Annotated in this window: 15 protein-coding genes; 11 read left to right on the top strand and 4 right to left on the bottom strand. The window is 43.3% G+C overall.

Going from position 1 to position 19,073, the window contains the following annotated elements; translation table 11 throughout:
• The first annotated feature begins 57 nt into the window (after nt 1-57).
• From NST85_RS26995 to NST85_RS26960, 8 genes are all read left to right on the top strand, one after another.
• Nucleotides 58-1,524 carry a catalase gene (locus NST85_RS26995; RefSeq protein WP_341190886.1) on the top strand — a complete coding sequence of 489 codons (1,467 nt, stop codon included), beginning with the start codon at nt 58-60 and terminating at the stop codon, nt 1,522-1,524.
• A 141-nt stretch (nt 1,525-1,665) separates the two neighbouring features.
• Nucleotides 1,666-2,454, top strand: coding sequence for an ABC transporter ATP-binding protein (locus tag NST85_RS26990; RefSeq protein WP_127193662.1), 789 nt, complete (start codon nt 1,666-1,668; stop codon nt 2,452-2,454).
• Nucleotides 2,454-4,115 carry a hypothetical protein gene (locus NST85_RS26985; protein WP_341190885.1) on the top strand — a complete coding sequence of 554 codons (1,662 nt, stop codon included), beginning with the start codon at nt 2,454-2,456 and terminating at the stop codon, nt 4,113-4,115. The genes NST85_RS26990 and NST85_RS26985 overlap by 1 nt, the downstream gene beginning before the upstream one ends.
• Nucleotides 4,116-4,401: 286 nt before the next feature.
• On the top strand, nt 4,402-5,805 hold the full coding sequence (locus tag NST85_RS26980; RefSeq protein WP_127193661.1) for a cytochrome ubiquinol oxidase subunit I: 1,404 nt from the start codon (nt 4,402-4,404) through the stop codon (nt 5,803-5,805).
• Complete coding sequence (gene cydB / locus NST85_RS26975) at nt 5,792-6,808, top strand: cytochrome d ubiquinol oxidase subunit II (RefSeq protein ID WP_341190884.1); 1,017 nt, start codon at nt 5,792-5,794, stop codon at nt 6,806-6,808. The genes NST85_RS26980 and cydB overlap by 14 nt, the downstream gene beginning before the upstream one ends.
• Nucleotides 6,808-8,529, top strand: coding sequence for a thiol reductant ABC exporter subunit CydD (gene cydD / locus NST85_RS26970; RefSeq protein WP_341190883.1), 1,722 nt, complete (start codon nt 6,808-6,810; stop codon nt 8,527-8,529). The genes cydB and cydD overlap by 1 nt, the downstream gene beginning before the upstream one ends.
• Nucleotides 8,526-10,319: a thiol reductant ABC exporter subunit CydC gene (gene cydC / locus NST85_RS26965; RefSeq protein WP_341190882.1), complete on the top strand. Its 1,794-nt coding sequence runs from the start codon at nt 8,526-8,528 to the stop codon at nt 10,317-10,319. Before cydD ends, cydC begins: the two co-directional genes overlap by 4 nt.
• 706 nt (nt 10,320-11,025) lie before the next feature.
• Nucleotides 11,026-11,949, top strand: a complete 924-nt coding sequence (locus NST85_RS26960; protein WP_127193657.1) for a LysR family transcriptional regulator — start codon at nt 11,026-11,028, stop codon at nt 11,947-11,949.
• A 42-nt stretch (nt 11,950-11,991) separates the two neighbouring features.
• Here the strand turns inward: NST85_RS26960 and gdhA are convergent, their stop codons facing one another.
• Nucleotides 11,992-13,371, bottom strand: coding sequence for an NADP-specific glutamate dehydrogenase (gene gdhA, locus NST85_RS26955; protein WP_127193656.1), 1,380 nt, complete (start codon nt 13,369-13,371; stop codon nt 11,992-11,994).
• A gap of 265 nt (nt 13,372-13,636) precedes the next feature.
• Between gdhA and NST85_RS26950 the strand changes: the two genes are divergently transcribed.
• Nucleotides 13,637-14,608 carry a GGDEF domain-containing protein gene (locus NST85_RS26950; protein WP_341190881.1) on the top strand — a complete coding sequence of 324 codons (972 nt, stop codon included), beginning with the start codon at nt 13,637-13,639 and terminating at the stop codon, nt 14,606-14,608.
• Nucleotides 14,609-14,673: 65 nt separating this feature from the next.
• On the opposite strand, the gene NST85_RS26945 is transcribed toward NST85_RS26950, so the two are convergent.
• The gene (locus tag NST85_RS26945) at nt 14,674-15,321 is read right to left on the bottom strand and encodes a nitroreductase family protein (RefSeq protein ID WP_127193654.1); all 648 of its coding nucleotides are present in this window, start codon (nt 15,319-15,321) and stop codon (nt 14,674-14,676) included.
• A 443-nt stretch (nt 15,322-15,764) separates the two neighbouring features.
• Here NST85_RS26945 and NST85_RS26940 point away from each other — a divergent pair, with 443 nt between their 5' ends.
• Nucleotides 15,765-16,742, top strand: coding sequence for a Gfo/Idh/MocA family protein (locus NST85_RS26940; protein WP_341190880.1), 978 nt, complete (start codon nt 15,765-15,767; stop codon nt 16,740-16,742).
• A gap of 200 nt (nt 16,743-16,942) precedes the next feature.
• On the opposite strand, the gene NST85_RS26935 is transcribed toward NST85_RS26940, so the two are convergent.
• Both NST85_RS26935 and NST85_RS26930 read right to left on the bottom strand, forming a co-directional pair.
• Nucleotides 16,943-17,626: a CidB/LrgB family autolysis modulator gene (locus tag NST85_RS26935; RefSeq protein WP_127193652.1), complete on the bottom strand. Its 684-nt coding sequence runs from the start codon at nt 17,624-17,626 to the stop codon at nt 16,943-16,945.
• Nucleotides 17,626-17,994, bottom strand: a complete 369-nt coding sequence (locus tag NST85_RS26930) for a CidA/LrgA family holin-like protein (protein ID WP_370877700.1) — start codon at nt 17,992-17,994, stop codon at nt 17,626-17,628. Before NST85_RS26930 ends, NST85_RS26935 begins: the two co-directional genes overlap by 1 nt.
• A gap of 138 nt (nt 17,995-18,132) precedes the next feature.
• Between NST85_RS26930 and cidR the strand changes: the two genes are divergently transcribed.
• The gene (gene cidR, locus NST85_RS26925; protein WP_211350204.1) at nt 18,133-19,023 is read left to right on the top strand and encodes a cidABC operon transcriptional activator CidR; all 891 of its coding nucleotides are present in this window, start codon (nt 18,133-18,135) and stop codon (nt 19,021-19,023) included.
• The last annotated feature ends 50 nt before the right edge of the window (nt 19,024-19,073 follow it).

Below are 19,073 nucleotides of genomic sequence, written 5' to 3'. Positions count from 1 at the left end.
ATTTACTTAAGAACTTAGACCAAGTCTAAATATAACAATTCGAAAGGTTGTGTATATATGAAAGAAAGATTGACAACAAATACAGGTGCACCGGTAGGTGACAACAAAAATTCACGTACAGCGGGCCAGAATGGACCGACATTGCTAGAGGATTATCATTTATTAGAGAAGATAGCTCACTTTGACCGTGAGCGGATTCCAGAACGTGTAGTGCATGCACGTGGGGCAGGTGCTCACGGTGTATTCGTAACTGAGCGAAGCATGTCCCAATATACACGGGCGCATTTCCTTCAAGAAGCTGGACGTGAGACACCAGTTTTTGTTCGCTTCTCGACAGTAATTCATGGCACAGGTTCCCCAGAAACGGCACGTGATCCACGTGGATTTGCAGTGAAGTTCTACACCGAGGAAGGAAATTACGATATCGTAGGTAATCACCTGCCAGTATTCTTCATCCGCGATGCGATTAAGTTTCCAGACATGGTGCATTCACTGAAACCTGCTCCTGATACCAATATTCAGGATCCAGCTCGTTATTGGGATTTCATGACGTTGACACCGGAATCAACACATATGATGACCTGGTTATTATCGGATAACGGAACGCCAGCAAATTATCGTCAGATGGATGGTTTCAGTGTCCATGCCTACAAATGGATAAATGCTGAAGGTAAAGCAATCTATGTGAAATATACATGGAAAACACGGCAGGGTGTAGTTAATTTGTCTGCCGACGAAGTTAAGGAAGTACAAGGGAATGATTTCAATCATGCGACTCGTGATCTTCATGAGCATATTGCCAAGGGAGAACTCCCACAATGGGATTTGCATGTACAATTAATGCCTGTTGAAGATCTGGATAAATGGGGATTTGATCCTCTTGATCCAACGAAAGTATGGCCAGAAGATCATTATCCATTGGAGAAGGTTGGTACGATGACACTGAATCGTAATCCAGGAAACTTCTTCGCTGAAGTAGAACAAGCCGCATTCTCGCCGAGCACGCTCGTTCCAGGAATCGAGCCTTCCGAGGATAAATTGCTTCAAGGTCGTTTGTTCTCTTACCCGGATACGCAGCGTTATCGCCTGGGAGCTAATTATTTGCAAATTCCTGTTAACTGCCCTTATGCAGCGGTACGAAATCATCAGCGGGATGGTCAGATGAATGTGAATCAAGATCTTTCCCCTGTTAACTATGAACCAAATAGCTTAGATAGCAGTCCAAGGGAAGATCCAGCTTACCGTGACAGTGTTATGCCACTACAGGGAGAAGACGGACGTCAGAAAATCGCTAAGACGGATGATTTTACCCAAGCGGGTGAACTATATCGTAGCTTCACACCGGAAGAGCGGGATAATCTGATCCGTAACATGGTGAATGATCTCCGTGCGACGAATGAAGAGATTCAACTTCGGGCGATCTGCAATTTCTTCCGTGCCGATGTAGAGTACGGTATGCGCCTTGCAGAGGGACTTGGTGTTGATATCAGTGGATTTATGTCTGGTGCCCCTAAGAGTGAATAAGTAAGTATTACGGCGATATCAATGGACGAAGCTCCTTATGTGGAGCTTCGTCTTTTTAATATGATTTTCTACTCAACCTCAAAACGACTGAGAAAATTATGGTAAAATGGAAGTAGCTTGGGGAGGAGATGAGTAGTGATAATGAAAAATACAAGAGAACCGGTTATCCGGATAAGTGATCTTAGAATGAAATATGGTGATAAATATGTGTTGAACGGGGTTGATCTTGAAGTATATCCTGGTCAAATTATTGGATACATAGGTCCGAATGGTGCAGGTAAGAGTACTACAGTTAAGATTATGCTTGGCCTGGTGGAGGGTTACAGTGGTGATGTGAGTGTACTTGGGCAAAGCCCCAGTGATGGAAAGGTTGATTACAAGAAAAGGATAGGTTATGTTCCGGAAATTGCAGAAATGTACGACACGCTGACCGCGTTGGAATATCTGTCTTTTATCGGCGAATTATATGGACTAAAAGCAGTAGACGCAGAACTTAAGGGAATTAAATTGATGGAAAGCTTCGGGCTGCAGGATGTGTCCAACGCCCGGATTGCGACTTTCTCCAAAGGGATGAAACAGAAGGTATTGATCATTTCAAGCTTGCTGCATAATCCTGATATTCTTTTTCTTGACGAGCCCCTAAGTGGTCTAGATGCTAATAGTGTTATGGTTGTCAAAGAAATGTTGGCATTGCTTGCGGCTGGTGGGAAGACGATCTTCTACTCCTCACACATTATGGATGTGGTAGAGAAGATCAGTAGCCGGATTATTTTGCTAGACGGTGGGCGAATTGTTGCCGACGGTAGCTTTGAAGAGCTTAAGGCTCAAAGTCATGAAGGATCATTGGAGCAGATTTTCAATCAATTAACTGGTTTTAATGAGCACAGGGCTATCGCGGAAAAATTCGTATCTATTGTGCAAGAGGTGTAATGATGAAAGATTATCGTTCACTGAAGATACTGGATAAGTTTAGTAGGTTATTTGAAAAATCAGGCATTGATTATCCTGTCATGCGCCGTATACTTCAGACTAAATTGACGATGGATGCTAGAAGAGTACCCACCATCATCACGAAGTCTTCGAAGAAGAAAGACGGCAAAGGCGCCCCGGAGGGCAATCAATTTATTCGATCATTATGGTTGTATATCTTATTTGGATTAATGAGCACCCCATTTATTTTGATGGGAGATAATTATATTTTTCAGATGAGTACGGTGTTTGGTGTATTCATGTTCATGATTTTAACCTCGCTTATTTCCGACTTTTCGGCGGTGTTACTTGATATCCGTGACCGAAACATATTGTCTACTAAACCGATAAGTCGGAAGACGATTGCCATGGCTAAGACCATACACATCCTGATCTATATGTTCTTTCTGACAGGAGCTATATCAGGTATACCGCTGGTCGCGGGATTAATTCGGCATGGGGTAGGGTTCTTCCTACTATTCCTGCTGGAACTTATTCTGATGGATCTGCTGATTGTTGTCATTACCGCATTGGTATATTTGGCGATATTAAAGTTCTTCGACGGTGAGAAGCTCAAGGACATGATCAACTATGTACAGATCGGTCTCACAATATCAATTACGATTGGTTATCAACTGCTTATACGAATGTTTGGTGTCGTAGATTTAGAAGTTGTTTTCCATGCGAAGTGGTGGCAGTTCTTCCTCCCTCCTATTTGGTTCGGGGCGTCCTTTGAGAGCCTACTCCACGGTGTGAATGAACCTTTGTTTATTCTATTTTCATTATTGGCAGTGTTTGTACCGATTGCGGCCTTTCTACTCTATATCAAACTTATGCCATCCCTAGAGAGAAATCTGCAAAAACTAGCTGATCCTGGAGGGCGGAGTCGGAAGAAAAAAGGATTCCTATTAAGACGTGTAAACAGTTTATTATGTAGAGACCCACAGGAAAGGGTGTTTTTCAACTTTGCTTGGACCATGATGGGGAAAGAGCGAGAGTTTAAGCTCAAGGTATATCCCTCAATCGGGCTCTCTATTATATTCCCCTTTATATTCTTGTTTAGTGATTTTTCTGGTAATGGGTCCCTTGATCTAGTAGGTACGAAGAAGTATTTGCTTATCTATTTCTGTGCAATACTAGTTCCGACACTTGTAATCATGCTAAGATATTCCGCTAAATATAAGGCATCATGGATATATCAGGCTGCTCCAATATCGGACCATGCACCTATTTACAGGGGGGCACTGAAAGCTTGCCTAGTTCGATTGTTGTTGCCACTGTTTATATTAGATAGTTGTGTTTTTATGATTCTGTTTGGCGCAGTGATTATTCCGGACTTGATCGTGGTGGCACTAAGTTTCACGCTCTATACTGTGATTTGTTTTGCTTGTATGCGCAAAGCCCTCCCTTTTTCCGAGGCATTCGAAGGAGGACAACAGGCGGAGAGCATACGAGTGATTCCCCTGATGCTTCTATTGGCAGTGTTCGCGTTTCTTCACTGGCTGGCTACGAGTTTAGATTATGGTGTTTATGGTTATATTGTAGTCTTGGTCGTTGCAAACCTTGCTGTATGGAAATGGGCATTTTCCAAGGCTATATTACAGCGTGGGATTCAGATATAAAATGAGAACTTAAGGTTCACTGTCTCTAAAACTTAACTTACAATGACTGCCCTGTTGATCAAGAATCAATGGGGCAGTCACAGTTTTTTCACAAACACATAGGTAGTCTGATGAAGGAAAAGGGCGCTATAGTGCGGAAATCAGATATTCTTCATAATTGTGACATTAGTCATGTGATTCTTGTCACAAAATTATTACTTTTACGGCGTTCATTTTAATTTTTCCGTGATAGAATTCACAATAGATAAAAAAAGATAAACAAAGAAAGAAAGTAGGGAAGAAATTTATGGATCCGATCATGCTTGCGCGCCTTCAATTTGCAACCACAACGATTTTCCACTTCTTCTTCGTGCCGCTGTCCATTGGTCTGGCGCTGCTCATTGCAATTATGGAAACTATGTATGTTGTGAAGGGTAAAGAAGAGTATAAACGTATGGCGAAGTTCTGGGGGAAGCTGTTCCTGATTAACTTTGCAGTAGGGGTGGTTACTGGTATTCTTCAGGAGTTCCAGTTTGGTATGAACTGGTCAGATTACTCGCGATTTGTAGGGGACGTGTTTGGCGCACCGCTAGCGGTTGAAGCGCTATTTGCATTCTTTATGGAATCAACATTTATTGGATTATGGATTTTTGGTTGGGATCGTTTATCCAAACGTGTTCATTTGCTCTGCATTTGGCTCGTTGCGATTGGTACGGCGGTTTCAGCGTTCTGGATTTTAGCAGCTAACTCGTTTATGCAGCATCCTGTTGGATTTGAGATCAACAATGGGCGGGCTGAGATGAACGACTTCTTTGCGCTGATTACCAATGGGCAGTTGTTGGTGGAATTCCCGCATACCGTTCTGGGTGCGTTTGCCACGGGGGCCTTCCTCATTACAGGTGTCAGTGCTTATAAACTATTAAAGAAACAAGACGTTAAATTCTTTAAGAAATCGTTCCAAATTGCGATTATTGTTGGTCTGATTTCTTCGTTGGGTACAGCGTTATTCGGTCACCAGCAAGCTCAGTACTTGGTGGAAACTCAACCGATGAAGATGGCAGCATCTGAAGCTCTGTGGGGTAAGAGTGGTGACCCAGCTCCATGGACGGTATATGCTCATATTGATTCAGAAAATGGAAAGAATAATTTCGAAATACAAATTCCGTACTTGCTCAGCTTCTTGTCCTACAGTAGCTTCACTGGTGAAGTGAAAGGGATCAATGAGCTTCAAGCGGAATATGAGCAAACTTATGGACCAGGCGACTACATTCCACCTGTGCGCACAACGTTCTGGAGTTTCCGGATCATGGTTGCTGCCGGGTCATTGATGATTGTACTTGGTCTCTGGGGTTTATATCTGATGAAGCGCAAAAAATTAGAGTCTCCAAACAAATGGTATTATAAGCTCATGTTGTGGTCGATATCGCTACCATTCATTGCGAATACAGCGGGATGGGTCATGACGGAAATTGGTCGTCAACCATGGACCGTGTTCGGACTCATGCAAACGAAGGATAGTATCTCACCTAGTGTTACTTCAGGACAAATTTTGTTCTCAGTGATCAGTTTCACTACAATTTACGCGGCACTTGGTGCGGTCATGGTGTACTTGTTCGTCAAAGTTATTAAGAGTGGTCCATACGCTGAAGATAATCATGATGACCATTCAGCAGATCCATTTGGTAAGGAGGGTAACCATGCTATCTCTTAATGAACTCTGGTTCGTGCTTGTTGCAGTATTGTTTGTAGGGTTTTTCTTTCTAGAAGGATTCGATTTCGGGGTCGGAATGAGTACGAAGTTCTTGGCCAAGAACGATACGGAGAAAAGAGTATTGATCAATACAATTGGTCCCTTCTGGGATGCGAATGAGGTGTGGCTAATTACAGCAGGGGGCGCGATGTTCGCAGCTTTCCCGAACTGGTATGCCACTATGTTCAGTGGATATTACACACCGCTGGTCGTCTTGTTACTCGCACTGATTGCCCGGGGTGTCGCATTTGAATTCCGCGGGAAAGTGGATAACGGGAAATGGAAAAAAACATGGGATATCTCCATTTTCCTAGGAAGTTTATTGCCTCCATTCTTGCTGGGTGTAGTGTTTACAGGGATGATGAAGGGATTGCCGATCGATGCTGACATGGAAATGAAGGCCGGATTGTTCGATATGGTAAATCCATATACATTAGTAGGCGGCATTACTGTTGTTGTATTATGTCTTGTGCATGGCTTAATGTACACATCTTTGCGGACTACAGGAAGTTTGCAAGAGCGTGCTCGTAAATTAGCTCACAAATTACTTATTCCACTTGCGGCACTGTTTGTAGTGCTAGGTGTAATGACGTACTTCCAGACAGATATCTTTGAAGCTCGCGGTTTACTTCTAAGCATAATTGCTGTTATTGGTGTGGTAGTGTTCCTACTTGCCGGTCGGTTTATTTCTAAGAAGAGAGACGGATGGGCATTTGGTATGACTGGAGGGCTTATCGCATTGGGATTCTCCTCCATCTTTATTGGTATGTTCCCACGTGTTATGGTCAGTTCGATTAGCGATGCTTTCTCATTGACGATTCATAACGCGGCTTCAGGTCAGTATTCCCTTAAGGTTATGACCATTGTTTCACTGACCCTATTACCGTTTGTATTGGGATACCAGATATGGAGCTATTTTGTCTTCCATAAACGGGTTCATGAGAAGGAGCATCTGGAATACTAATGGGTCGCGGTTTAATGAAATGGGCAGGTATCAAATCGGTTCTTGTGGTCATGGCCGGTTTGACACTGATCCAAAGTGTTGCGATCATTATGCAGGCCAAATGGTTGGCGGAGGTTCTCTCCGCCCTGTTTGCCGGCGCTAAGCTGCAGGCGCAACTCGGGGGAATCGGGTTGTTCCTGCTTTCTTTTATAGTGAGGCAGTTATGCAGTTTAATTCAACAGAAGGTAGCTTACCGATTCGCGGAGCATACAGGAAGAGATTTACGTAAGCAGGTTATGGAGAAGCTATTTCAGTTAGGGCCTCGTTTTGCGGGAAAAGAAGGGACAGGAAATTTAGTTACGTTAGTCATTGAAGGCGTGATTAAATTCCGTAATTACCTGGAGTTATTCCTACCGCGGATGCTGGCAACGGGAATGACCCCGATACTTATTCTGGCTTATGTATTTATGCAGGACGTGGAGTCTGGTGTTATCCTGACGATCACGATGCCGATCCTAATTATCTTTATGATCTTGATCGGAATGACAGCCCGTAAACACATTGATCGACAGTTTGAGTCTTACCGGATGTTATCTAATCATTTCGTAGATTCATTGCGTGGATTGGAGACGCTAAAGTTTCTAGGACGAAGTAAGCAACATAGTGAATCCATCGACAGGGTCAGCGACTCTTATCGTTCTGCGACGATGCGAACGCTCCGTGTTGCGTTTTTATCTTCATTTGCCCTGGACTTCTTCACGATGTTATCCGTGGCTTCAGTAGCTGTTAGTTTAGGACTTCGACTTGTTGATGGTGAAATGACGCTGCTTACAGGTCTGACTGTGCTGATTTTGGCACCGGAGTATTTCCTCCCTGTACGAATGGTTGGAGCAGATTTCCATGCCACCTTGGATGGAAAAGAAGCAGGCGAAGCGATGGAAGCGATCATCAGCGCTGCGGAGAAAGAAACTACGGAGAAATCGACGCTCCCTGGCTGGACACAGGAGAGTACCTTGACCTTGTCCTCCATTGGTGTGTGCCATGAAGTGGACGGCAAACCTTCGCTTGATGGTGTTAAATTGCAATTTGGGGCTGTAGGGAAGATTGGTATCATCGGTGAGAGTGGGGCTGGCAAATCAACCCTGATTGATGTGCTTGGAGGCTTTTTGCGCCCGACTTCCGGAAATTTTGAAATAAATGGTGTTTCAGTAGGTGACTTGACTCAATCAGCTTGGCGAGAGCAAATTACTTACATTCCGCAAAATCCATATATTTTCAGTGGTTCTCTCCGTGATAATATCAGCTTCTATTCACCAGATGCGTCAAATGATGCGATAGAGAAGGCTGCTGCGGCAGCGGGATTGGACCAAGTAGTCCGTGGTTTACCTAGCGGGTATGATGAGCTTATCGGTGGTGGTGGTCGAGATCTAAGTGGTGGACAGGAGCAACGTGTGGCGTTAGCCCGTGCTCTACTCAGTGAGCGCCCGATTATTTTGTTAGATGAGCCGACTGCACATCTCGATATTGAAACAGAGTATGAACTGAAAGATACGATGCTGCCATTGTTCGAGGGTAAGCTTATACTTCTAGCCACTCATCGGTTGCACTGGATGCGAGATATGGATTACATCATCGTTATGGAACAAGGGCGAGTGGCGGAGATGGGAACGCATCAACAATTGATAAGCAGTAAAGGGGTTTATCATCAGTTGGTAGCATTACAACAGGAGGGGATACAATGAAGCAGGAGCAATGGATAAGACCGTACTTCCGGATGTATAGCGGACGCTTTGCACTCTATTTGATCTTGGGTGCACTTACACTGCTCTCCGCGTCAATGCTCATGTTCACCTCCGGTTTCTTGATCTCCAAGTCGTCCCTGCAGCCATACAATATTCTCATGGTATATGTGCCGATTGTCGGAGTAAGAACGTTTGGTATCGGTCGGGCTGTACTCCATTATGTAGAGCGGTTAGTTGGTCATGACACGGTGCTACGTATTTTGTCTAAAATGCGGGTGAAGTTATATAAAATTCTAGAACCACAAGCGCTATTCATTTCTTCGCGTTATCGGACTGGAGATATCCTAAGCGTACTGGCTGATGATATTGAGCAGTTACAAAACGTATATATCCGTACGGTGTTTCCGAGCTTAGTAGCTTTGATTCTTTATGCGGCAGCAGTTATTGGGTTGGGCGGATTTGATATTATGTTCGCGGCTTTGGTTGCACTGTACATTTTTATTTTGGTGGCGGTGCTTCCTTACATTTCCCTCATGCTGACTAGAGCTACGAATATCGAAGTGAAACGTGAGCGCAATGGTCTATATCAGAAGTTGACTGATGCCGTTATGGGCATTAGCGATTGGGTCATTAGTGGTCGACATGCAGAATTTCTAGAATCATATGAGCGGGATGAAGCGGTTGTAGCCCGGAAAGAGCGTAGACTACGGACTTGGGCCAGATGGAGAAGTTTAATCGGGCAACTGGTTGTAGCTGCGATTGTAGTTTCGATGGTGTATTGGTCTGCAGGGCAAGTGGCTATTGGAAGTATCGATCCCGTATTAATCGTAGCTTTCGTATTGGTCGTGTTTCCACTTGCAGATGCATTCCTCCCTGTATCTGAAGCGATGGAGCGGGTTCCTCAGTATGGTGAATCACTGAGTAGGTTGGACCGTATTTCGGGTACTACTTTAGAGGGTGGGCTGAATGCGGATAAAAATGGACAAGCGGATCTGTCCGTGACTATAGATGGTTCAATTTCTAGTGTTAGTAAGGATGCACTTAGCGCAGCATCTCGTAGCGCTGTACTGGAGCTCCGAGATGTAAAGTTTGCCTATAGTGCTGGTGACATTAATTCCGTTGACGGCGTTTCACTGGATATCCCACAGGGCAAGCGAATCGCAATTATTGGTCGAAGCGGTGCGGGCAAATCAACTTTGCTGAAGCTAATACAAGGTGCTATTGCACCTGGAGTAGGATCCGTTACGATCAATGGTCTTCCTGCTACGGATTTCGGGGATGATATCTCGAAGGTGGTTTCCGTACTGAATCAACGACCACATCTATTTGACACGACGATAGCTAATAATATTCGACTGGGTAGCCCAGAGGCTTCAGATGAAGACATTACTGAGGCGAGTAAGTTGGCACAGCTAGATGAGTTAGTGAAGTCACTCCCTGAGGGGCTTGACACCCCTATGCGTGAGACGGGACAACGTTTCTCTGGCGGAGAACGGCAGCGTGTCGCCTTAGCGCGCATCTTATTGCAGAATAACCCCGTACTTATCCTTGATGAGCCAACAGTGGGGTTAGATCCTCGTACAGAACGGGAACTGCTATCAACGATTTTCAGCGCAACGAAAGGGAAGTCGCTGATTTGGGTTACGCACCATTTGGTTGGGGCGGAGTGCATGGATGAAGTTATCTTCATGGAGAACGGAGTTGTTCTCATGCGCGGTACACATACCGAATTGATGGAACGAGAACCAAGGTACCGTAATCTGTATCATCTGGATCGACCAGAGATTTAAGGTTAGGAATACGTGTAAGTAGAGTTATCGGATATTTAACAAATTAGTTGAAGACACTTTCGGACCCACGTAAGAATGAAGTGGAGCCGAAGGTGTTTTTTTGTTTACTGGACAGTCAATTTCACGAAAGGTACTTATAAATGTTAGTTGAGAACTTGTGCGTGCGGACACTGAGTCCGTTATTTGCTGAAAATACCGCTGTTTTGTGATCTATGCGGACACTGGTTCCGCTATTCGCTCAATTATCTCTGATTATGACTCCAATTGGAGACGAATAACGGATCTCAGGTCCGCAAAACTCAAAAAAGACCTGAAAAGGGCATAATAGCGGATCCTATGTCCTCTCACCTTGAATCTTAGCTTATGGATTCGACTTAACGACATATCTCAGTCTCACATCTCTATCAGCGATTGATCTCCCCTTTTTTGGGTATAGGAATCTTGGGTTATTTTTTCTATGCCACTATTTTTCGACAAGAACTTTTGACTGTCTAGTAGTTTAAAAGTAGGCCCCATTAGTTAACCATAGTAAGATAAGATTTTTACTAATCGAAATCTAGATGCTTCTCTTCCTGCCAGTTAGCCTATATAATGGGGAATAAACCTATATAACATGACATGGAAGTTTTTTGATAAAGCGTGAGTTCCTAACTATTACATGAAATAGGAGCAGAGTCAGGCATGGTAAGAAGACGGAGGTGGCAAGGTGGAACTGAGGCAGATTCAATATTTTATTGAAGTGGCGAAGCTGGAGCATGTAACGGAAGCCTCTTATGTTCTGCATGTGTCACAATCGGCAGTCAGTAGACAAATATTCAAGCTTGAGTCAGAACTTGGCGTGGATTTGTTTATTCACGAAGGGCGTAAAGTTAGGCTGACCCCGATTGGGCGACTATTTCTGGCACATATGGAACACTTAATGAAAGTAATGGAGAATGCACAGCAGGAAATAAGTGAATTTCTCGATCCGGAACAAGGTATGGTGCGGATTGGATTTCCTAGTAGTTTGGCAGCACAGATGATTCCGAAAGTTGTTTCCGCTTTTCGTGAACAGTATCCGAAGGTACTATTTCAATTACAGCATGGATCCTATAAAGAATTAATCGAATGGGTTGTAAAGGGAGATATGAATCTGGCGATTATGGGGCCAGTACCTCTGCATGAAGCACATATAAAAGGCGAGGTATTGTTTCAGGAGAAATTTACGGCTCTACTGCCATCTAGCCATAAGCTGGCGGGTCAATCCTCCGTGAAATTGAGTGAGCTCAAGGATGATTTATTTGTATTGTTCCCTGAAGGTTTTGTACTACGGGAGATTGTTGTGAACGCTTGTGCCAATCTGGGCTTTAAGCCGAAGGTGACATTTGAGGGGGACGATTTGGATGCAATTAAGGGATTGGTTGCGGCCGGTCTCGGACTAACGGTTCTCCCTGAGATTGCTATAGGAGAGCATATACCATCTTCCATGGTAAGTTTGCCAATTGCAGAATCGAATGTAACTCGTGACGTCGGTGTTATTATTCCGACCAACCGTGAGTTACCTCCTACGGAGAAGTTGTTCTATGATTTCCTGAAGGATATGTCGCCGATGTTCGGCATGCCAAATGAAGAAGAAGCCGGGCCATTATAGGCCCGGCTTCTTTTATTCATTTTACTGATCAATTTGTCTGATTTAGATGACGCCGTGAGCGATCATTGTGTCAGCAACCTTCAGGAAGCCAGCGATGTTGGAACCAACAACGAGATTTCCAGGATGGCCGTATTGTTCAGCTGCATTTACTGAGTTGTTGTAGATGTTTTGCATGATTTGAACCAACTTAGCATCTACTTCTTCAAACGTCCAAGCAAGTCTCGCACTGTTTTGCGCCATTTCTAATGCAGATACTGCAACTCCACCAGCGTTAGCAGCTTTGGCTGGTCCGAAGTATACCCCGTTGTTCAAGTAAACGTCTATAGCTTCCAAAGTGGAAGGCATGTTAGCACCTTCGGCAACATACTTAACGCCATTGGCTACTAGGATCTTAGCGGATTCTTCATTAATTTCATTTTGCGTTGCGCATGGTAATGCGATATCACAAGGAATAGTCCAAATGTTCTCGCAGCCCTCAAAGTATTGTGCAGACGGATGAATATTTACATATTCTTTGATCCGTTTTCTTTCTACTTCTTTTAGAGTCTTAACTGTATCAAGGTTGATGCCATCCTTGTCATAAATGTATCCATTGGAGTCACTGCATGCAACGATAGTAGCACCGAGTTGTTGTGCTTTCTCAATAGCATAGATCGATACATTTCCTGAACCGGAAACAACAACGGTTTTACCTTCAAAGCTTTCGCCTTTCGTTTTAAGCATTTCTGCTGTGAAGTAAACGAGGCCGTAACCTGTAGCTTCAGTACGTGTCAAACTACCGCCGTAAGTAAGTCCTTTACCTGTCAGTACGCCTGCTTCGTTACCGCCGCGAAGACGTTTGTATTGGCCGAACATGTAGCCGATTTCTCTTGCGCCTACACCGATGTCGCCAGCTGGTACGTCTGTATCAGGACCGATATATTTGGATAATTCAGTCATGAAGCTTTGTGTAAATTTCATAACTTCATTATCGGATTTTCCTTTTGGATCAAAGTCAGATCCACCTTTACCGCCACCAATAGGCTGTCCAGTGAGGGAGTTCTTGAAGATTTGCTCGAAACCTAGGAATTTGATGATGCTGGCATTAACAGACGGATGGAAGCGTAGTCCACCTTTATATGGTCCGATAGCACTGTTAAACTGAACGCGGAATCCGCGGTTTACTCTAACATTTCCTTGGTCATCGACCCAAGGTACCCGGAAAGTAATTAAGCGCTCAGGCTCAACGATTCTTTCCAAGATGGCATTGTTTTGATATTTAGGTTGTTTAGCGAACACGGGAACGAGGGAATCAAGGATTTCTTTTACAGCTTGGTGGAACTCGCTCTCACCAGGGTTACGTTTCTTAACTGTCTCATATACCTCGTTAACATATTGTTTGGCCGTATCTAGAGTTGAACCTGTCTGTTGGGTAATTGCCATGATTAAGACTCCACCTTTCATTTGTCAGAAATTAGTTTGTTCTATTTTTCACGATTTCTCTAATCTAATTGTAATGTTTATGTGAGATATAAACAAAACTTTATTTAGATGAACTTGATGACCAAATGAGATGAACTTAACGAAGGATGTAAGGTTATTCTCCAGTAATAGCAGAGAAAAGTTAAGAAATAATCCAAATATTTAATATTCTCATAATACAGATTTAGTACTTTTGGTCTATAGTGGTACAAAGGGGGGGATTCGAATGATTTCACAGATCGGTGAGATTGCCGAGGTGATTCCGTATGTGTCTCAAGATACTAAATGTGAACAGGTGAATCAGGTTTTCAAAGATAACCCTCATTTGCAAGGTGTTGTTGTCATCCATAACGATTATCCTGTGGCCTTGGTGATGAGAGTGCAATTTTACCAGCAGATGGGCACACTTTATGGCTACAATATATATATGGGGCGCCCTATTGGATTGATTATGAAACAGGAACCACTGGTTGTTGATTATGGAGAATCTGTTGCTGAGGTCAGTAAACTAGCGATGGACAGGCCAGAAGAGGAGCTCTACGATTACGTGATCGTGGCGAAGAATAGTCAGTTCTACGGAGTCGTAAGCATCCGTAAATTGCTGCTAAGTTTCGCGGAGATTCAGACTAAGATTGCCACCTTTCTAAATCCACTCATAGGTCTTCCGGGTAATCTGTCGATTAAGGAGAAGCTGAAGCAGATTCTGGAGTGGGAACACTTTTGTGTGCTCTACATAGATCTTGATAATTTCAAGGTATACAACGATACTTATGGATTTACAGCAGGGGATAAGTTGACTCAGGCTACTGCCACGATCCTTAAAGGATTTATTTATCAGCCGGATAGTTTTGTAGGTCATATTGGGGGGGATGACTTCATTGCTATATTAAACCATCATGATTATCGGCAACTTAACCAATCGATTATAGAACAATTTGACGATATGATAGGGTCATTTTATAGTGATAGTCATTTGCGGCAACACTACGTGCTAGCTGAGAATCGAGCAGGTAGAATAGAGGAAATTCCGCTTGTGGGTATTTCAATCGCCATCGTAACTAATGAGTGGAGACGTTATGATCACGAAGACGAAATTGTGAATGAATCTACCCGGATTAAGAAAAGATGTAAAGCGGATAAGCATAGTTGTTACTATACTAATGATTGCGTCCCGGATGTGCTTGTTCCGTTGGCTTAGAAAAGGCTTTTTTGAAAAAACAGTGAGTAGCCCCAGGGAGCTACTCACTGTTTTGCTTATAACGCTTATTTAAAAGTGTTCCAATATGTCACTTGCTCCACTGGAAGGCGAGGAGTAGAATGAGCAGGTTTAGCCGCCTTGCCAATGGCCAACAGAAGGATAGGTTTTAGTGTTTCTGGCAACTCGAAGGCTTCTGCGAACTTCTCCGCATTGTAACCCCCCATAGGCACGGTGTCATATCCTTTAGCCTTGGCCACGAGCATGAGTTGCATGGTTATTAAACCAGCATCAAATGTATTGATAAGGTGCAGCCGTTCAGGAGGTAATCCACCATATGTCTTTTGCAAACGTTCGACAAAGCCTTGTTTGATCTCCTCTGTCATAAATCCGCCTTCAACTGATTTGCTATAGATGGCTTCGGCTTGTTCAAAGGATCTTAAATCACCGAGCACAGCAATAACAGCCGAAGCTTCAATAACTTGCTGCTGGTTATTGGCAATCGGAAGCAGCTTTTGTTTCAAGTCTGCATCATCAATGACAAGAAAACGCCAAGGTTGTAAGTTGGAAGAAGAGGGTGCGGTTGCGGACAACTCGAGCATTTCTGTCATTTCTTCCCGCGATATTTTGACCGTAGGGTCGTAAGATCGTACAGAGTGTCTCTCATTCATTAAAGTATAAATATCTTGCAGTTGTAATTCCTCTACATGACTCATCCAATACATTCCTCTCTGTAATAAAAATTAGACTCATAATTTAAGGAAAAATAAACCAGTTAAATGATAACCACAGTATATATCCAAACTGTAATTTTTGCAACCACAGTTATGGAGAGAAGAGATAACCATGAATTAGGTACATAGTTCAATGAAAACAGATGCCAATATAGGGTGTAATACTCTTGCAGTTTTTACTTGTAAGCGCTACGCTTAGAACAAAACAACATAACATACAGGCATCTTTGAGCAAGTTTTGTACGAACCGTAATCACCGAAGTAATGCTCACAAAACTAGGCATATGCTTACGATGTAAGTTTTGTACGGACCGTAATCATGGAAGTAATGCTCACAAAACTAGGCATATGCTTACGATGTAAGTTTTGTACGAACCTTATTCACTGAAGTAACGCTCACAAAACTTTTAGGAGGAATACATATTATGTCCTTGAATGTTGGGATTATCGGTACAGGTTGGTTTAGTAAGGTTCACGGGGATATCCTGGCAGGAACAGAAGGTGTACAGGTTGCTGCTATATGTGGGACGAGCCTTGAGAAGGCACAGGAGATGGCCTCACGTTATTCCGGAGCTCGGAGTTTTGCTGTATTAAGCGATATGTTGGATGCCCTGAAATTGGATGCTGTCTACATTTGCGTGCCGCCGATGTCGCATGGGGAGATTGAGGGAGAATTGATTGAAAGGGGAATTCCTTTTTTTGTCGAGAAGCCGCTGGGGATGAATTTAGATGTTCCTGTGGGGATTTTGGACAAATTGAGCAAGAAGCCACTGATTAATTCAGTGGGGTATCATTTTAGATACCAAGAGTCGATCCAATGGTTACGTGAATTGCTTCAGGGTCGTACGATTGGTATGGCACTTGGGACCTGGATGGGAGATATGCCTGGCGTAGCTTGGTGGAGAAGACAGGAGGGGTCGGGCGGTCAATTTATCGAACAGACGACTCATGTTGTCGATTTGCTTCGATATACGGCTGGTGAAGTTACAGAAGTGTATGCTGCCTATGGTAATCGAGTCGTTCAAGATAAATACGAGAAAGTAAATGTACCTGATATTGGTACAGTTACTTTGAAGCTGAAGAGTGGTGCTGTGGCGAATATTTCTAACACCTGTATTCTTCCAAGCGGTGTCGGTTCGGCCGGATTAAGTCTTTATACGGATAGTGGAATTCTGGATTGGAATTCAAATCGACTGGAAGTAGTAGAACAAGGAGTCAAAACAGCTTATACAAATGGAAACAATGCTTACGCTGCAGAGACAGAGGCATTTATCCACGCACTACGCTCTGGAGACACCTCGCGGATACTTTCTGATTATGCAGATGCGGTGAAAACACAGAGAGTAACTTTTGCTGCATTGGAATCAGCATTGTCCGGAAAACCAGTCCAAATCGGCGAGTAAGTTAATTAACTTTATACTATTTAAAGCCTCGGATTAGCCGGGGCTTTTTTTGTTTGCTGATCAGGACTTGCGGAGAGAGCGAAATGATTTTGAAGGAATGTCAGTTCTCCTAACTTATCAAAAAATGACCCTGCCCATGAGACTAAGGGCAAGGTCCAAACGGAGAATCTATATAAACAAGAGGAACCACATAGTAAGTTTTAATGCATTAAGAGCGAAATAATCATCGGGGCAACGCCCAAGGTGAATAAAGCAGCTAGTATCATTGAAATACTGGAAATAGTTCCGGTTAATGAACTAAGTTCGAAGGCCTTTGAAGTTCCTGTCCCATGTGCACTTGTTCCAAAGAGAACACCACGGGCGACTTCATTATCGATGTGAAACCACTTCATCACGAGCGGACCGATGACGGTTCCTAATAAACCAGTGATGATGACAAATACAGCGGTAATATTCGGAACACCCCCGATAATCTGAGAGACATTCATGGCGATAGGTGTTGTTACAGAACGCGGAATTAGACTGCTTACTAGCTCAGAATCAAGATGCATCCATTCTGCAATGAAAGCCGAAGAGAACATGGCGACGATGGAACCTGTAAGTACACTGACTAGAATTTCTATCGCATGCTTCTTTAGCACGTTGTAATACTTATACAGTGGTATGGCAAAAGCAATTGTTGCGGGTTGGAGCATCGAACTGAGCCATTGTCCACCTAAGTTATATGTCTCGTAAGGAACTTGTGTCCACATCAGAACAATGATTAGAAAGAGTGGAGTAATTAACAGTGGTGATAAGTAAACTTTCGGATGTACACGATATAATCGTTTGGATAACCCGTAAATCACAAGGGTGAAGAGGAGATATAGCAATCCAGTGATCATCAGATCCACCGCTCCTTTCGCTTAGCAATTCTAACGGCGATTAGACCTGAGGAAATCATGACGATCAAGGTACTAGAAACGACTACGATAAGTATACGAACCCCATCGCTTTCAAGCATCGGTATATATTTCATCACGCCGACAGCAGAAGGAATAAAGAAGAGTAGCAACTCAGCTAACAGCCAGTTAGCTCCTTGCTCAATCCAGGCCAGCTTGATCAAATTTGTTTTCAATAAAGTAAATATGACGATGATTCCAAGAATCGATCCGGGAATCGGTAAATGGAGCAGCTGAGATATTTTGTTCATAGCTATGGATATAAAGAACAGAACCGTAACTTGCAAAACACCTGTACTTATTTTTTTGATTGTATTCACGTTGGTTCACTTCTTCCTTGCTACGTTTGTTTGTAATGAAAACAATACAGCATTTGTTTTCATGAGTAAAATGAATATACTGAATGTATATCATTCCGTTTATCTATGATGTGGCCAGGGGGAATTTATATCGATATAAGGCAATTGCAATATCTAATAGAAGTAGCTCGCCTCAAAAGTTTCACCAAGGCAGCCGATGCGCTCTTTATTACACAGCCTACAATTAGTAAGACGATCAAAGGTATGGAGGAAGAGCTAGGGGTTATTTTATTTGAACGAACAGGCAAACGGATACAGCTAACGGATGCTGGGCAAATTATTGTGAATCAGGCTGGGCAAATCGTTACGGCCTTTCATAACCTAAATGCAGAGTTAGATGATTTACGAAATCTTAAACAGGGTCATATTCGAATTGGCTTACCTCCAATGGTTGGCGCTAGCTTCTTTCCCAAGGTAATAGGGCAATTCCATAATCAATATCCGGATATCAAAATTCAATTATTTGAAGACGGGGCGAAAAAGGTGGAACTCGATGTTGCCAATGGATTACTCGATGTAGGAGTTGCCGTGTTACCAACTGGACAAGAAGGATTAAGTAGTATCCCGTTTGTAGAGGAGAAGCTAAATTTAGTTGTACACCCTACCCATCGTCTTGCAGAACAGAGTGAGGTCAAGTTGTCTGAGTTATCCGAGGATGGATTCGTTCTGTTCCGAGAGGATTTCACACTTCATGATCGGATTATTGCCGAATGTGTCCGTGTGGGCTTTCAACCACATGTGATCTATGAGAGCTCACAATGGGATCTCATTAGTCAAATGGTAGCTGTGGGTCTAGGTATTACATTGTTACCGGAGACAATTTGCCGAGAGATTGATGAAGAGCAGGTGCGGGTCATTCCACTGGTAGAACCCGTGATTCCATGGGAGCTTGGTATTATATGGCGGGATGAAAGGTACCAGTCCTTTGCAACACGAGAATGGATCCGATTTGCTGAGCGGGTATTGGCAGATAAAGGTTGATTTAGCGTGATGCTTCGTACTTTTCATGGGCTTGTAGTATATTTTACAAT

This window comes from Paenibacillus sp. FSL K6-2524 (assembly GCF_038005525.1).
GTDB classification, from domain to species: Bacteria; Bacillota; Bacilli; order Paenibacillales; family Paenibacillaceae; genus Fontibacillus; species Fontibacillus anaericanus.
This window is presented reverse-complemented; position numbering and strand designations above follow the sequence as displayed.

Excerpts from the sequence above, each read along its gene's own strand:
- NST85_RS26935 (WP_127193652.1), bottom strand. The coding sequence starts at position 17,626 with ATGATCACTGGATTGCTATATCTCCTCTTCACCCTTGTGATTTACGGG.
- gdhA (WP_127193656.1), bottom strand. The coding sequence starts at position 13,371 with ATGGCAATTACCCAACAGACAGGTTCAACTCTAGATACGGCCAAACAA.
- cydB (WP_341190884.1), top strand. The coding sequence starts at position 5,792 with ATGCTATCTCTTAATGAACTCTGGTTCGTGCTTGTTGCAGTATTGTTT.
- NST85_RS26940 (WP_341190880.1), top strand. The coding sequence starts at position 15,765 with ATGTCCTTGAATGTTGGGATTATCGGTACAGGTTGGTTTAGTAAGGTT.
- cydD (WP_341190883.1), top strand. The coding sequence starts at position 6,808 with ATGGGTCGCGGTTTAATGAAATGGGCAGGTATCAAATCGGTTCTTGTG.
- cydC (WP_341190882.1), top strand. The coding sequence starts at position 8,526 with ATGAAGCAGGAGCAATGGATAAGACCGTACTTCCGGATGTATAGCGGA.
- NST85_RS26945 (WP_127193654.1), bottom strand. The coding sequence starts at position 15,321 with ATGAGTCATGTAGAGGAATTACAACTGCAAGATATTTATACTTTAATG.
- NST85_RS26995 (WP_341190886.1), top strand. The coding sequence starts at position 58 with ATGAAAGAAAGATTGACAACAAATACAGGTGCACCGGTAGGTGACAAC.
- NST85_RS26980 (WP_127193661.1), top strand. The coding sequence starts at position 4,402 with ATGGATCCGATCATGCTTGCGCGCCTTCAATTTGCAACCACAACGATT.
- NST85_RS26990 (WP_127193662.1), top strand. The coding sequence starts at position 1,666 with ATGAAAAATACAAGAGAACCGGTTATCCGGATAAGTGATCTTAGAATG.
- NST85_RS26985 (WP_341190885.1), top strand. The coding sequence starts at position 2,454 with ATGATGAAAGATTATCGTTCACTGAAGATACTGGATAAGTTTAGTAGG.
- NST85_RS26950 (WP_341190881.1), top strand. The coding sequence starts at position 13,637 with ATGATTTCACAGATCGGTGAGATTGCCGAGGTGATTCCGTATGTGTCT.